General features: G+C 66.2%; 9 protein-coding genes. 5 read left to right on the top strand and 4 right to left on the bottom strand.

The genetic code is table 11. The features are described from left to right. Complete coding sequence (locus G4D85_RS35745) at positions 1 to 2,469, bottom strand: phosphoketolase family protein (protein WP_164018572.1); 2,469 nt, start codon at positions 2,467 to 2,469, stop codon at positions 1 to 3. A 36-nt stretch (positions 2,470 to 2,505) separates the two neighbouring features. Continuing rightward, on the bottom strand, positions 2,506 to 3,663 hold the full coding sequence (locus G4D85_RS35740; RefSeq protein WP_240359696.1) for a class I fructose-bisphosphate aldolase: 1,158 nt from the start codon (positions 3,661 to 3,663) through the stop codon (positions 2,506 to 2,508). A 116-nt stretch (positions 3,664 to 3,779) separates the two neighbouring features. Here G4D85_RS35740 and G4D85_RS49005 point away from each other — a divergent pair, with 116 nt between their 5' ends. Then, entirely contained in the window at positions 3,780 to 5,318 is a 1,539-nt protein-coding gene (locus G4D85_RS49005; RefSeq protein WP_240359695.1) for a Cof-type HAD-IIB family hydrolase, read from the top strand. 31 nt (positions 5,319 to 5,349) lie between these two features. Here G4D85_RS49005 and ppk2 read toward each other — a convergent pair whose 3' ends face one another. Further along, positions 5,350 to 6,150: a polyphosphate kinase 2 gene (gene ppk2, locus G4D85_RS35730; protein ID WP_164018571.1), complete on the bottom strand. Its 801-nt coding sequence runs from the start codon at positions 6,148 to 6,150 to the stop codon at positions 5,350 to 5,352. A 241-nt stretch (positions 6,151 to 6,391) separates the two neighbouring features. Between ppk2 and G4D85_RS35725 the strand changes: the two genes are divergently transcribed. The 4 genes from G4D85_RS35725 to G4D85_RS35710 all read left to right on the top strand — a co-directional run bounded on the left by G4D85_RS35725 (position 6,392) and on the right by G4D85_RS35710 (position 12,969). Further along, complete coding sequence (locus G4D85_RS35725; protein WP_164018570.1) at positions 6,392 to 7,993, top strand: efflux transporter outer membrane subunit; 1,602 nt, start codon at positions 6,392 to 6,394, stop codon at positions 7,991 to 7,993. Between the two features lie 10 nt (positions 7,994 to 8,003). Then, positions 8,004 to 9,014, top strand: coding sequence for an HlyD family secretion protein (locus G4D85_RS35720; RefSeq protein ID WP_164018569.1), 1,011 nt, complete (start codon positions 8,004 to 8,006; stop codon positions 9,012 to 9,014). 77 nt (positions 9,015 to 9,091) lie between these two features. Beyond that, entirely contained in the window at positions 9,092 to 11,842 is a 2,751-nt protein-coding gene (gene rbbA, locus G4D85_RS35715; RefSeq protein WP_275900343.1) for a ribosome-associated ATPase/putative transporter RbbA, read from the top strand. Between the two features lie 2 nt (positions 11,843 to 11,844). Next, the gene (locus G4D85_RS35710) at positions 11,845 to 12,969 is read left to right on the top strand and encodes an ABC transporter permease (RefSeq protein WP_164018567.1); all 1,125 of its coding nucleotides are present in this window, start codon (positions 11,845 to 11,847) and stop codon (positions 12,967 to 12,969) included. A gap of 43 nt (positions 12,970 to 13,012) precedes the next feature. Here the strand turns inward: G4D85_RS35710 and G4D85_RS35705 are convergent, their stop codons facing one another. Next, entirely contained in the window at positions 13,013 to 14,830 is a 1,818-nt protein-coding gene (locus G4D85_RS35705; protein ID WP_205525848.1) for a DEAD/DEAH box helicase, read from the bottom strand. Positions 14,831 to 14,932 lie beyond the last annotated feature (102 nt).

The following is a 14,932-nucleotide window of genomic DNA, read 5'->3' as shown; positions in this document are numbered from 1 at the left end:
TCAGTCCGGCCAGGTCCAGTCAGCGATTTCAGGACGGTCCCTGCCGTGCTCGTGCGCGTAGGCCAGGTTGTCGATGATGGCGTTCTTCATCTCTTCCTTCAGGTGCCCCGCCTTCGCGTGCAGCCCCGGCACGCGGTCGATGACGTCGATGACCAGGTGGAAGCGTGACGTCTCGTTCAGGATGGCCAGCTCGAAAGGCGTGTTGATGTTGCCTTTCTCCCGGTAGCCATGCACGTGCAGGTCTTCGTGGTCGATGAAGCGATAGGCCAGCTTGTGGATGAGCGATGCATAGCCGTGGAAGCTGAAGATGATCGGCTTTCCCGGCGGGAACAGGCTCTCGAGCTCGCGCTGGGTGGACCCGTGTGGATGCTCCGCCGACGACTGCAGCTTGAACAGGTCGACGACGTTGACGAAGCGCAGCTTCAGGCCCGGTGCGCGCGCGCGCAGGATGGAGGCGGCGGCCAGGGCCTCCTGCGTCGCGACGTCGCCGCAGCTGGCCATGATGACATCCGGCTCCGAGTCCTCGTCCGTGCTGGCCCTCTTCCAGATGCCCAACCCCTTGGCGCAGTGGGCGACGGCCTCGTCGATGCTGGTGAACTGAAGGTGCTTCTGCTTGTCCGAGACGATGACGTTGACGCAGTCAGTGCTGCGCAGGCACTGGTCCGCCACCACCAGCAGCGTGTTGGCGTCCGGAGGCAGGTAGATGCGCGTGACCGAGCCGGACTTGTTCGTCACCAGGTCGATGAACCCCGGGTCCTGATGTGAGAACCCGTTGTGGTCCTGACGCCAGACCGTCGAGGAGAGCAGGATGTTCTCCGAGGCGACGGGCGCGCGCCACTTCACGTAGTTCTTGCTGATGTCCAACCACTTGGCGTGCTGGTTGAACATGGAGTCGATGACGTGGGCAAACGCCTCATACGTGTGGAAGAGGCCGTGGCGCCCCGTGAGCAGATACCCCTCGAGCCAGCCGAGCAGCGTGTGCTCCGACAGCATCTCCATGACGCGGCCGTCCCGCGCGAGCTCGGCCCCGTCGGCGTCCTCTGGCAACAGGCTGGCCATCCAGGTCTTCTTGCTCACCTCGTAGATGGCCTGGAGCCGGTTCGAGGCTGTCTCGTCCGGGCCGAAGACGCGGAAGCTCGTCGGGTTGTCGCGCATGATGTCACGCAGGAACTCGCCGAGAGGCTTCGTGTTCTCATGCAGCTTGGTGCCGCGCGAGACGACCTTGACCGCATAGTCGCGGAAGTCGGGCAGCTTGAGCTCCTTGCGGAGCAGGCCGCCGTTGGCGTGCGGGTTCGCGCTCATCCGCCGGGGCCCCTTGGGTGCAAGCGACCTGAGCTCCGGAATCAGCCTTCCCTGCTCGTCGAACAGCTCTTGTGGCCGGTAGCTGCGCATCCAGTCTTCGAGCGCCTTCAGGTGCTTCGGGTTGTTCCGAACGTCGCCGAAGGGGACCTGGTGTGAGCGCCAGGAGCCCTCCAGCTTGTGCCCCTCCAGCTCCTTCGGGCCGGTCCAGCCCTTGGGCGAGCGCAGGACGATCATGGGCCAGCGCGGACGCGTCGGGGTGTCCGTCTGCCGTGCCGTCTTTTGCAGGGCCCGGATCTCCTCGACGGCGCGCTCCAGGGTCTCCGCCATCTTCTGGTGCATCTCGGCCGGGTCGCTGCCCTCGACGAAGTAGGGCTTGTAGCCGTAGCCGACGAACAGGGCTTCGAGCTCTTCCGGACTGATGCGGGCGAGGATGGTGGGGTTGGCGATCTTGTACCCGTTGAGGTTCAGGATGGGCAGCACGGCGCCGTCCCGCACGGGGTTGATGAACTTGTTCGAGTGCCAGGCCGTCGCGAGCGGTCCCGTCTCGGCTTCGCCGTCACCCACGACGCAGGCGACGATGAGGTCGGGATTGTCGAAGGCCATGCCGTACGCGTGGGAGAGGCTGTAGCCGAGCTCGCCGCCTTCATGGATGGAGCCCGGTGTCTCCGGGGTGACGTGGCTGCCGATGTGACCGGGGAAGGAGAACTGCTTGAAGAACTTCTGCATCCCCTCCGCGTCCATGCTCTTGTCCGGGTAGACCTCCGAGTAGGTGCCCTCGAGATACGCCGGCCCGAGCACGCCCGGGGCGCCGTGGCCCGGCCCGGCCACGAAGATGACGTCGAGGTCCTGTTCGACGATGAGCCGGTTCAGATGGATCCAGGTGAACGACAGCGCCGGGCTCGCGCCCCAGTGGCCGAGCAGCCGGTGCTTCACGTCCTCCGGCACCAGCGGCCTCTGCAGCAGCGGGTTGTTCTGGAGGTAGATCATCCCCACCGAGAGGTAGTTGCACGCCCGCCAGTAGGCGTTCATCAACTCCACTTCCCTGGCTGTGAGCGGTCCGCCCCCCCGGGCCGGCTCCCTGGCCGCCGCGGGGGGCTCCTGGCCGTGCTCCCTGGCGGACAACGGCGACCCATATTCTGATGCTCCCGTCCCTGTTGGGTGTGCCATGACATTCCTCTCATCAATGTTGAGTGTGGAGTCGGGTTAACTGTGAATGGAGGGTGGCTTCTCTGCCCGGGCCATGCCCGCTTCGCCCTCCATGTTGCCGCTGTACCTGCCCAGGGCCGCCGCGCTGTCGCACCAGGCGCGGTGATGGAACACCTGCTGGGCGGCAGGCACGTTCTCGCGCCGGCCCCGCCAGACTTCGAGCGCCTCGTCCTGCAGCGCGCGTCCGTAGGAGAAGGTCAGCTTCCAGGGCTTCGAGCTGTCCAGCTCATTGATGGCGTTGAGGTGCTTCGTGGCCAGGACATGGTCCTGTCCGCCGGACAGGAAGACGACCCCGGGAACCGCGGGCGGCACATGGCGCACCAGGGTGCGCAACGTCGCCTCCGCCACCTCCTTCACCGAGCCCTGCCTGGCGGCCCCCTGGCCCGCGGTGATCATGTTCGGCTTGAGCAACATCCCTTCCAGGGACACCTTCGCGTCAAAGAGCTCGTTGAAGACCGCTTGCAGCACGCGCCCCGTCACCTCCTCACACCGCTCGAGCGCGTGCGCTCCCTCCATCAGGACTTCAGGCTCCACGATGGGAACCAGGCCCAGCTCCTGGCAGAGGGCGGCGTAACGCGCGAGCGCGTGCGCATTCGCGTGGGTGCACCTCTCGGTCGGCAGCCCGTCGCGGATGATGATGACCGCGCGCCACTTGGCGAAGCGCGCACCGAGCTCGCGGTACTCCTCGAGCCGCGCGCGGAGCCCGTCGAGCCCTTCAGTGACGAACTCTCCCGGCGCGCCGGCCAGGGGATGGACGCCAGCGTCGACCTTGATGCCAGGGATGATGCCGCGGCCAGCCAGCAGGTCAATCAGCGGGGTGCCCGTCGAGCTGTCCTGACGGATTGTCTCGTCCTGCAGGATGACACCGCCGATGAACGAGGCGATGTCAGGCGCACTGAAGAGCATCTCGCGGTAGGCGCGGCGGCTGTCCGCGGTCGACTCGATTGCGCGCGCTTTCAGGCGCTTCGTAATCGTTGCGACCGTCTCGTCCGCCGCCAGGATACCCTTTCCGTCAGCAACGATTGCTCGCGCGGTTTCGTCGAGCCCTGGCCTCGTCGGCATGTGTTCCTCCCATTCGTCGGAAGAGAACCTGAGCGCGCCCTCTTGGGCCGACAACCAGCCAGGGGGCGCTCGATAAGGGGCCTGCCCTGGCACTCCGGGCAGGGTGGTGTCACCTGGATTGCGATGCCATCTTGACCCTGGACCCAGCCGTAACTGGCAGCGCCTGGCGCGCGGTTGCAGCAGCGAGCGGGCGGGCGCTGGAGACAGCCATGACCATCAAGTTGCTCATCGCGGACGTGGACGGGACCATGGTGACGAAGGACAAGGTCCTCACCGCGCGAACCTGCGAGGCCGTCGCCCGGCTGCGCGCCAGCGGTGTCATGTTCACCGTCACGAGCGGGCGACCGCCGCGCGGGATGGCAGGGCTGGTGGCCGCGCTGAAGCTCACCGACCCCCTGGCCGCCTTCAACGGCGGCGTGTACGTCAAACCCGACCTCACGACGGTGCTGGAGCAGCGGACGATTCCTCCCGACGTTGCCAGGGCGGCTGTCGACTACCTGCTCCAGGCCGGCCTGGATGTCTGGGTATACCAGGGGGCCGATTGGTTCCTCCGAAGCCCCGAGGCGTTCCGCGTGGCGCGCGAGCGGAACAACGTCGGGTTCGACCCGGTCATCATCGCGGACCTGCACCGCGTGCTCGACGCACCCATCAAGCTCGTGGGTGTGAGCGAGGACACCGCGCTGGTCGCGCGCTGCGAGGCCGAGCTCGCCATGCGACTGGGCACCGAAGCGTCGGCGGCACGTTCGACGCCCTATTATGTCGACGTCACGCACCCCGAAGCGAACAAGGGAATGGTCGTGCGTGAGGCCGCTCGCATCCTCGAGATTCCCCTCGAGCAGATCGCGGCCATCGGGGATATGTCCAACGACCTGCCGATGTTGACCACCGCCGGCCTTGGCATCGCCATGGGCAACGCCAGCGCCGAGGTCCAACGGTTCGCACGCCACGTCACGCGCACCAACGACGAGGACGGGTTCGCCTACGCGGTCGACGCCTTCATCCTGGGCCAGCCGCCCCGCGCACGGACGCGGCTGGGGCTTCCGCCCCGCACGCGCGCCTGCCTCTTCGGTCTTGATGGCGTCCTCACCCAGACCTCCAGCTTCCATGCCCGGGCCTGGAAGCAGCTGTGCGACTACTACCTGGTGCAGCGTGCGCGAGCCTCGGGGCAGCCCTTCATCCCCTTCGACCTGGTGCGCGACTACAGCCGCTACTTCGACGGCAAGCCGCCCCTGGAGGACCTCCGCGCGTTTCTCGACTCCCGCGCCATTGCGCTGCCGGAGAGCACGGTTCGCGCGCTGAACGACCGCAAGGCAGCGGTCCTGGTCGAGCTGCTCCGGCAGGAGCGGGTGGAGACGTATGAGGGAGCGGTCCGCTACGTCCAGGCGGCGCGCGCGGCCGGCCTTCGGACCGCGGTCGTCTCCCCGAGCAGGCATTGCGACGAGATGCTCCGGTCGGCAGGCATCGCGGACCTCTTCGACGCGCGGCTCGACGCCGCGCCGCCCCACGAACTCTACCTCGCGGCGGCCCGGGCCCTCGGGGTCGGCTCCGAGGAAGCGGTCGTCTTCGAGGACGCGCCTGCCGGCGTCGCGGCCGCACGGGCGGCCCACTTCGCCTATGTCATTGGCGTCGACCGGCTGGGCCGGCCCGCCGAGCTGCGCCGCCACGGCGCGGACGTCGTGGTGGCCGACCCGGCCGCCCTCCTCGAGCAGGACGGCACCTCGCACCTCGCTCTGGAGGCAGCGCACTGAGAACGCGCCGCGTCCCGGTGCGGACGGACGCTCAGTACCTGTCGGGGATGAAGTTCTTCCCCTTGAGCGAGGCGTCGTCGTCGTAGGAGCCACGCATGGAACGACGGGGCAGCTTCACCTTGGCGCGCTTCACCCGCTTGTGGGGAATCTGCTCCAGCAGGAAGCGGATGCAGTTGAGCCGCGCCTTCTTTTTGTTGTCGGAACGCAGGATGTGCCAGGGCGCATGCGGCGTGTCCGTCGCGGCCAGCATCTGGTCCCGCGCCTGGGAGTAGTCGTACCAGCGCGTCCAGGACTTGATGTCCATCGGGCTCAGCTTCCACTGCCGAAGAGGGTCGCCAACCCTCGCTTCGAACCTCCGCTCCTGCTCCTCCTTGCCGACCTCGAGCCAGATCTTCAGCAGGATGATTCCGCTGTCGACCATGTACTTCTCGAAGACGGGACAGCCTATCAGGAAGCGCTTGTGCTCCTCGGGAGTACAGAAGCCCATCACCGGCTCGACCCCGGCCCGGTTGTACCAACTGCGGTCGAAGATCACGATTTCGCCGGCCGCGGGAAAATGCGGCACGTACCGCTGCAGGTACATCTGGGTCTTCTCCCGGCTCGAAGGCGCCGGGAGGGCGACCACTCGAAACACCCGGGGACTCACCCGCTCGGTGATGGCGCGAATCGTGCCACCCTTGCCCGCGGCGTCCCGCCCTTCGAAGACCACGATGACGCGCATTCCCTCCTGTTTGACCCAATCCTGAAGCAGGCAGAGCCGGGCCTGGAGCTTGCGAAGCTCCTTTTCATAGTCCTTGCGCTTCAGGGGCTCCGTGTCAGCGACTTGTGCCATGGCCTCATGGTTGTGCGGCCCTCCGGCACGCGCAATGCGCACCTTGGGGGATGCGTCAGACAGCCGAAGGAGCCAGCCTTGAGACGCAAACCCTGTGCGGCGGGCGACATCAGGCCGCCCCCAGGTCGGTGTCAGGCCATGGTGAAAGGACATCGCGGATTGCCCTGCGGGGCATTCGGATAGCTCGTACTTCCCCGCGCTCCGCGACGTGTCGATCATCCCTGCCATCGAGGTGTCTTGAATGCGGGGGACGGACAGCACCAGACAGGGGATGCACCCGGGGCTCGCACCCTTCGTCGGCGCCTTGCCGCTGCTCGGCGTGCTATCGGCGCTCTCCGGGTGCACGGTAGGCCCCACCTTCACGAAGCCCGAGGCCGCGGTTCCCCAGGAGTGGCGCACCCAGGGCGACCCGCGACTCTCGAAGCAGGCCGAGGTCGACACCCGATGGTGGAAGTCGTTCGGTGATCCGGCGCTCGATCGCCTCGTCGAGCTCGCATACCAGCAGAACCTGCCGCTGCAGATTGCAGGTCTGAGGATCGTGGAGGCGCGCGCCCAGTTGGGCATCGTCACCGGCCAGCAGTATCCGCAGGTCCAGGTGGCCACCGGCAGCGCAACCGCGGTGGGGCTCAGTGAGAACGGCGCCAATGCGGCCAATTTCGGTGTCCTCGACCGCCACTATCTGGATTACCAGCTGGGCTTCGACGCCATCTGGGAACTGGATTTCTGGGGCAAGTACCGGCGGGGAGTGGAGGCGCAAACCGCCAGCCTGCTCGGGTCGGTGGCGGACTACCAGTCCGCCCTCGTCTCGCTCACCGCGGAGGTCGCGCGAACCTATGTCGTCGTCCGGACGTTCGAGGTGCTCATCGAACAGGCCCAGGCGAACGTCAAGATTCAGGAGGAAGGCTTCCGGATCGCCGAGTCGCGCTTCAGCAACGGCGCCACCTCGGAGCTCGATGTGGCGCAGGCCGCAACCCTGCTGGAGAGCACCCGGGCCACCATCCCCCAGCTGGAAGGTGGGCTGGAGCAGGCTCGCAACGCCCTGAGCACGCTCCTGGGCCAGCCCCCGGGGAACGTGGAGGCCTTGCTGGCGGGCCCCAGGCAGATTCCGATGGCGCCCGCGACGGTGGCTGTCGGCATGCCGGCCGAGATTCTGCGGCGGCGCCCGGATGTCCGCAGCGCCGAGCTCTATGCCGCCGCGCAGTGTGCCCGAATCGGTATCGCCGAGTCGGAGCTCTATCCGAGCTTCTCCATCTTCGGGACGATCGGACTCGAGGCGAGCACCAGCGGCAGCTCCTCCGGCAATCTCTTCTCCCTCGGCAGCCTGGCCTATTCCCTTGGACCGCGGATTGTCTTTCCCTTCCTGAACTATGGCCGCCTGAAGAATGGTGTGCGGATCGAAGACGCGCGGTTCCAGCAACTGCTCGTCAACTACCGCAACACGGTGCTCAAGGCGGCCCAGGAGGTGGCGGACGCACTGACGGGCTACGCCAATGCCCAGAAAGCCATGGCGTTCGAGCAGGCCGCCGTGAAGGCCGCGCAGAGGTCGGTGGAGCTCTCCCTGGTGCAGTACCGGGAAGGCGCCGTGGATTTCCAGCGCGTGCTGGAAGCGCAACGCTCGCTCCTGGAGCAGCAGAACAACCTTGCCCAGACGAACTCCTCCATCGCCACGAATCTGGTCGCCCTGTACAAGGCGCTGGGCGGCGGCTGGGAGGTGCGTCAGAACCAGCCCGTCGTGCCGGAGCCGATGCAACGCGAGATGGATAAGCGGACTGACTGGGGCGACATGTTGTCCAAGCCGCGAGCGCAGGAAACAAAGAACAGCTCGCCACCGGGAAAGCAATAGAGGGTCTGCCATGCCCAAGAACCCGAAAGGGAAGACGAAGTGGGTCATTGGGTTGATCGCCATCGCGGTCGCCGCGTTCATCGGCTTTCGGTACTGGAAGGGGAAGCAATCCGAGCTGCCAGAGGGAATCGTCTCGGGTAACGGCCGAATCGAGGCGAAGCTGGTCGATGTCGCCGCCAAGGAACCCCTGCGGGTGGAAAGAATCCTTGTCAACGAGGGCGACCTCGTCAAGCCGGGCCAGGTGCTGGTGCAGTTGGACACCAACACGCTGGAGGCCACTCTGGCGGAAGCCCATGCGAACGTCGCGGCCGCGGAGGAACGCCTGGCGGTGTCCCATGCGTCGATCGTCAAGCAGAAGAGTGAAATCGAGCTTGCCTCCATCGAGGTCGCTCGCGCCCGGAAGCTGGTAGCGCAGGGCGCCGGCTCGCAGCGGGATCTGGACGTTCGAACGAGCCAGCTGGCGACCACCAGGGCCACCCTGGCGGAAGCGGAAGCGATGCTGAAGACCTCCAAGGAGCAGATTGAGGTCGCGCGAGCGAATGCTGAGACGGTTCAGACGCGCATCGCCGACGCGACGCTCAAGTCTCCCGTGACGGGAAGAGTCCTCTATCGCCTCGCCGAGCCCGGCGAGGTGCTCGCGCCCGGTGGACCGGCGCTGACGCTCGTGAACCTGGAAGACGTCTACATGGAGATATTCCTCCCGGCCAGCGAGGCCGCCAGATTGAAGATTGGCTCCGAAGCGCGCCTCACCGTCGACTTCGAGCCCGAGCAATCGATCCCCGGGTATGTCTCCTTCGTGTCCCCGGAAGCGCAGTTCACCCCCAAGCAGGTCGAGACGAAGAGCGAGCGGGAGAAGCTGGTGTTCCGGGTGAAGCTCCAGGTCCCCCGGGAACTGGCCGGCCGCTATGTCGAGCGCATCAAGACAGGCATTCGCGGGGTCGGCTACGTCAAGGTGGACCCCGCCACCCCCTGGCCTGCCCAATTGCAGAACGTCATCAAGGCTGAACCCGATTCCAACTAGCCCGGTGACCCGGGAGGGTTCAGCCAATGGTCTCATCCGCGTCTCCAGACTCGCCGGGCGGCTCCGCCAACAGGCCCGTGGTCTCCATCCAGGGCGTGACCCACCGCTACGGCAGCGTCGTGGCGCTCGACGGCATCTCGCTGGATATTCCCAGCGGCATCATGGTGGGCATCGTGGGGCCGGATGGCGTCGGCAAGTCGACGCTGATGGCCCTGGTCGCCGGCTCCAAGAAGATGCAGGAAGGACGGGTGACTGTCCTGGACGGGGACATCGCCGACGTCCGGCACCGGCGCGCGGTGGGCCCGCGAATCGCGTACATGCCGCAGGGGCTGGGCAAGAACCTCTATCTGGAGCTCAGCGTCTACGACAACGTCGACTTCATGGCCCGGCTCTTCGGGCTGTCAGCCGCGGAGCGCAAGGTGCGCGTCCCGGAGCTGCTCGAGGCCACGGGACTGGGCAAGTTCGCGGCCCGTCCCGCCGGCAAGCTCTCGGGGGGAATGAAGCAGAAGGTGGGGCTCTGCGGCGCGTTGGTCCATGACCCGGATCTGCTCATCCTCGACGAGCCCACGACCGGCGTCGATCCGCTCTCCCGGCGGCAGTTCTGGACGCTCATCGACGATATTCGCGTAGGGCGCCCGGGGATGAGCGTCATCATCTCCACGGCCTACATGGACGAAGCGCAGCAGTGGGATTGGATCGTGGCCATGGACGCGGGGCGCGTGCTGGCGACAGGGTCCCCCGCGGAGCTGATGGAGCGCACGGGGACGCAGGACCTGGACCGGTGCTTCATCGCGCTGCTGCCCGAGGAGAAGCGCAAGGGACATAAGGAAATCATCATCCCGCCACGTGCACCGGGCAATGCGGAGCTGGCCATCGAGGCCGAGGGGCTGACCTGCCGCTTCGGTACCTTCACCGCCGTCGACCACGTCACCTTGTCGATTGAGCGCGGTGAAATCTTCGGCTTCCTGGGCTCCAACGGTTGCGGCAAGTCCACGACGATGAAGATGCTGACCGGCCTGCTCCCCCCCACGGAAGGGTCTGCGAAGCTCTTCGGCCACTCCGTCGAGGCCGGAAGCATGGAGGTACGCAAGAACCTGGGTTACATGACGCAGGCCTTCTCGCTCTACGGCGAGCTGAGCGTCCATCAGAACCTGGTCCTGCATGCCCGGCTCTACCATCTGCCGCCAGACCAGGCGAAGGCGCGCATCGAGGAGCTGGTAGAGCGATTCGGACTGGGCGCGCATCTGGATGCGTTGGCCGATGCGCTGCCGATGGGGCTGCGCCAGCGGCTCTCGCTGGCCGTCGCCGTGCTGCACGGGCCGCAGATCCTCATCCTGGACGAGCCCACGTCGGGAGTCGATCCGGTCGCCCGGGACAGCTTCTGGGAGCTGCTGATCGACCTGTCGCGGAAGCAGGGCGTCACCATCTTCGTGACGACGCACTTCATGAACGAGGGGATGCGCTGCGACCGGATCTCCCTCATGAACGCGGGCAAGGTGTTGGCGGCGGATGCTCCCCAGAAGCTGATCGAGGCACGGAACGCCGACAGCCTGGAGACCGCCTTCATCGCCTACATGGAGGACGCCATTGCCGAAGCGGCGCGCACCGAGAGCAAGGCCCCCCCTCCCGTCCCGGAGCCCGCGGCCAAAGCGCCCGTCGCCCCACCCAAGGCCGCGCGACCGGACCGGGCCGGCCTCCGGCTGCGGCTCGGCCGGCTGCTCGCGTACGCCCACAATGAGACCATCCAGATCCTCCGCGACAAGGTCCGGCTGACGTTTGCCTTTGTCGGCTCGGCGGTGCTGATGCTCGTCTTCGGCTTCGGCATCACGACCGACGTCGAGAACATCCGTTTTGCCACGCTGGACCTCGACCAGTCGCCAGAGAGTCGTGCGTATCTCGAACAATTCGGCGCGGTGGAACGCTATTTCGCCTCGACTCCGCCGGCCCAATCCGCGGACGAGGCGCTCCGCCGGCTCCAGTCAGACGATGTCTCGGTGGTGCTGGAGATTCCGCCCCGGTTCGGTCTGGATTTTCGCCGGGGCTCCGGACCCGAGGTGCTGGCGCTGGTGGATGGCGCCATGACCTTCCGTGGGGACACCGTCGAGCAATATGTCCAGGGCGTCCACAACGGGTTGCTGCGGGATCCCGCGAGCGGCTTCCAGACGGCCGGTGCTCAGAAGCACACGGCCAATATCGAAGAGCGATTCCTGTACAATCCAACGTTCGAGAGTGTCTATTCCATCGTGCCGAGTGTCCCGGCGCTGCTGCTGCTGCTGATACCGGCGATTCTCATGACGGTCAGCATCGTGCGCGAGAAGGAGCTGGGGTCGATCATCAACTTCTATGTCACGCCCACGGGGAAGCTGGAGTACCTGCTCGGAAAGCAGCTGCCGTACATCGCCATCGGCATGGCCAACTTCTTCATCCTGACCGCCCTGGCGCTGACCGTCTTCGGTGTGCCGATCAAGGGCAGCTTCCTGATGTTGACGCTCTGCACGCTGTTCTACGTCGCGGCGACGACAGGCCTAGGGATGGTGACCTCGACATTTACCGGTAGCCAGGTCGCCGCCGTCTTCGTCACGGCCATCCTGACCATCGTGCCGACCATCCAGTTCTCCGGCTTGTTGCAGCCTGTCTCCACGCTGCAGGGCGGCGCCTTGATAGTCGGTTCCATCTGGCCGGCCTCCTATTACATGCACGCCAGTCTGGGCGCGTTCACGAAGGGACTGGGGGCGGGTCTCCTCATGCGGGATGTCGCCTTCCTGGCCGTGTGTATTCCCATTCTCCTGGCCATCAGTGTCGTCGGCTTGAGAAAGCAGGAGAAATAGGGGTGAACTCGCTGCTGAACATTCTGTGGCTCGGGCTCAAGGAGCTTCGCAGCCTGCTGAGCGACGTGGTGATGGTTGTATTCGTCATCTATGCGTTCACCCTGGCAATCTATGTCCAGGCCACGGGGACCTCGAGCGAGGTGAACAACGCATCGATTGCCTTCGTCGACGAGGACGGGTCCGCGTTGTCCAAGGAGTTGCTCAACGCCTTCTATCCACCCCGTTTCAAGCTGCCTGAAGTCATCTCCCCCGATGCTGTCCAGGCGGACATGGACAGAGGCCGGTTCATGTTCGTCGTCGTGATTCCGCCCCGCTTCGAGCATGACCTGCGCGCGGGGCGCAATCCGGACATCCAGGTGAACATCGACGCGACCGCCATGCAGCAGGCGGGCATCGGCTCCGGCTACATCAAGAACATCATCAACGACCGGATCTCGTCTTTTCTCAGTCGCGCTGAGGTGACGGGGCCGAAACCCGTCAACCTGGTCGTTCGCAAGCTCTTCAACCCCAACGGGGTATCGTCCTGGTTCAAGAGCGTGGTGGCCATCATCAATCAGATAACCCTGCTCACGGTCGTCCTGACGGGCGCCGCGGTCATCCGCGAACGCGAACACGGAACGCTGGAGCACCTGCTCGTGATGCCGCTGACCTCGTTCGAAATCGCGATGGCGAAGGTCTGGGCCAACAGCCTCGTGATTCTCGTCGCGACCGGGGCTTCGCTCCTCCTGGTCGTGGACATGGTGCTGGAGGTGCCGTTCGCCGGCTCGGTGGTGCTGTGGTTCGTCGGCGTCGTGCTCTACCTGTTCTTCGCCACGGCGCTCGGCATCTTCCTGGGGACGATTTCACGTTCGATGGCGCAGTTCGCGCTGCTGATCATCCTCGTCATCCTGGTGTTGATGCTGCTTTCGGGTGGGAGCACTCCCGTCGAGAGCCAGCCGAAGTGGCTGCAGTACGTCACCTACCTCCTGCCTTCCCGGCACTTCGTCAGCTTCTCGCAGATCATCATCTACCGCGGCGGGGGACTGGGAGCCGTCTGGAGCCAGTTCCTGATGGTAGGCGCGGTGGGCGTGGGGTTCTTCGTCTACAGCCTGGCGCTCTTCCGGAAGTCCATCGCGGTGAGCAAGTAGCGGCGTGCACCGCAACCCGGGTTCGTGTCTGCCCGTCCCGCGTTCACCTCGCGGTGGCGAGGGGGTGGGGCGCGGCGGCCTGCGCCTGGGTGACGACGAGGCGCTCCATGGCTCGCGTCATCGCCACATAGAGCAACCGGGCTTCCTCCTTGGGGCTCTCCGCCCTGGAGTGCGGACGGCCCAGGCCCGGAATGGCGACGACGGGGAACTCCAGTCCCTTGCTGGCGTGGACGGTGAGCACCTTCACGGAGTCTTGCCGGGCATCGAGGGGAGACTGGCGCGTGTGCTTTCCCACCCATTGGAAGGGGACGCCCGCGTGCGCGAGGCGCTGGGTTGCGGCCTCGCCCACCTCGGAGCTCCGGTACAGCAGCGCCATGTCGCTCCAGCGGAAACCCTCCGTGTGCAGTTGACGGAGGTGGCCGGCCACGTAGTCGGCCTCCTCCCGCAGACTCGGAAGGGACACCAGCCGAGGTGGAGGGCCCTGCCGCCCGGCTGTTTGAGGGAGGACGAGGGGAATACCGTCCTCGTCCGCGTCTTCTGGCTGGAGGACGTCCTTGGCGAACGCCGCGGCGAAGCGAAGAATCTCGGCCGTGTTGCGATAGTTGAGCCGCAGGATGGTGGTGCGCCCCTGGGCCTGGATTCCAACGCTCCGGAAGCTGAACCGCTCGCGGCGGTAGATGGACTGGGCGTCGTCGTACAGCACCAGGAGGGAGTTGGTTTCCGGGCTGACCATCTGCGCCACCAGCTTCAACCACTCCGGCTTGAAGTCATGTCCTTCGTCCACCAGCACCGCGCCATACTGTCCACGCGGAATGAGTCCCCGGTCCGTGGCGCGGATGACCCGCTGAGCGAGCTGTTCGGCGTAGTCGCCGGGAGCGAGCCCCTCGGGCGGCAGGCCCGCCTGGAAGTGCACCAGCTGCTCCCGGCACCAGGCATGGAAGTTCCGGACCCTCACCTGGTGCTCGAGCCCACGTGCTGCCATCGTCTGCTCGAGCCAGGCGGCCAGGGCCCGGTTGAAGCAGAGCACGAGCACCGGCCGCCGCAGCACCCTGGCCAGTTGGAGGCAGCGGAATCCCAGAATCATCGTCTTGCCCGAGCCCGCGACGCCGTGAATCACCCGGTGCCCCTCGCCCAGGCTGCGCGCGAGCTGCTCCTGTTGCAGGTCCATGATGTGGAGGAGGTCTGGCAGTGTCGCCTCGGCATCCGGTTCCGCGAAGAGGTCCAGTTGCGTGCCTCCCAGCCGCAGCTCGGGAAAGATGTGCCAGCGGATGCGGTCGATTTGGGGCAGGGTGAGCGGTCGCTCCCGCTGCCAGGGAAACATGGCCCAGAGCCGCTGCTGGAAGGCCTCGGGAGGAAATTCCTCCGTCATCTCGTCCTTGCAGAGGACGCGGTGGGCGGGAAGGACCTCGCCCAGCTTCCCTTCGTCGAACTGGCGGCGGGTGATGTTGGAGAGGACGACGCCGTAGCTCCAGGGCAGGCTCAGCTTGCCTTGGAAGCCGCCGCCCACGTGCGTGAGCGCCGGGTCCCGCGCCAGCAGGGTCTCGATGTCCTGCGCATAGACGCGCGCCTGCTCGAAGGGGTTGGCCACGCGCCTGGGCCCGTTGCTGGTCAGGAGCGTGGCACCGGCCTTGTCGAAGGCCTGGATGGCTTCACGTCGCCAGTCCTTCACTTCGAGGACGAGAATTCCCCGCCGCGGGTGGAGGACGATGAAGTCGGGGTGATGGCCCGTTGCTCCAACCGGCACGTCGTACCAGAGGAGGTAGTCGTCCTCGAGCTTCTCCTCGAGGCGGCGAGCAAAGCGCTTTTCCCCCGCCTGCATGCGACCCAGGCACTGGTTGAGGGCTGGAATCAACGTGGCCAAGGCCTCAATCCTCTCCTCTTCGCAGACGTGCCTGGGAAGGATACCCGAAACGGGGCTCCCCTCGCGGAGCCCGGGCCAGGGGGCGGGTTGGAGCGCGGGGGC

This window comes from Pyxidicoccus trucidator (genome assembly GCF_010894435.1).
GTDB classification, from domain to species: Bacteria; Myxococcota; Myxococcia; order Myxococcales; family Myxococcaceae; genus Myxococcus; species Myxococcus trucidator.
This window is presented reverse-complemented; position numbering and strand designations above follow the sequence as displayed.

Excerpts from the sequence above, each read along its gene's own strand:
- G4D85_RS35745 (WP_164018572.1), bottom strand. The coding sequence starts at position 2,469 with ATGGCACACCCAACAGGGACGGGAGCATCAGAATATGGGTCGCCGTTG.
- G4D85_RS35720 (WP_164018569.1), top strand. The coding sequence starts at position 8,004 with ATGCCCAAGAACCCGAAAGGGAAGACGAAGTGGGTCATTGGGTTGATC.
- G4D85_RS35725 (WP_164018570.1), top strand. The coding sequence starts at position 6,392 with ATGCGGGGGACGGACAGCACCAGACAGGGGATGCACCCGGGGCTCGCA.
- G4D85_RS49005 (WP_240359695.1), top strand. The coding sequence starts at position 3,780 with ATGACCATCAAGTTGCTCATCGCGGACGTGGACGGGACCATGGTGACG.
- ppk2 (WP_164018571.1), bottom strand. The coding sequence starts at position 6,150 with ATGGCACAAGTCGCTGACACGGAGCCCCTGAAGCGCAAGGACTATGAA.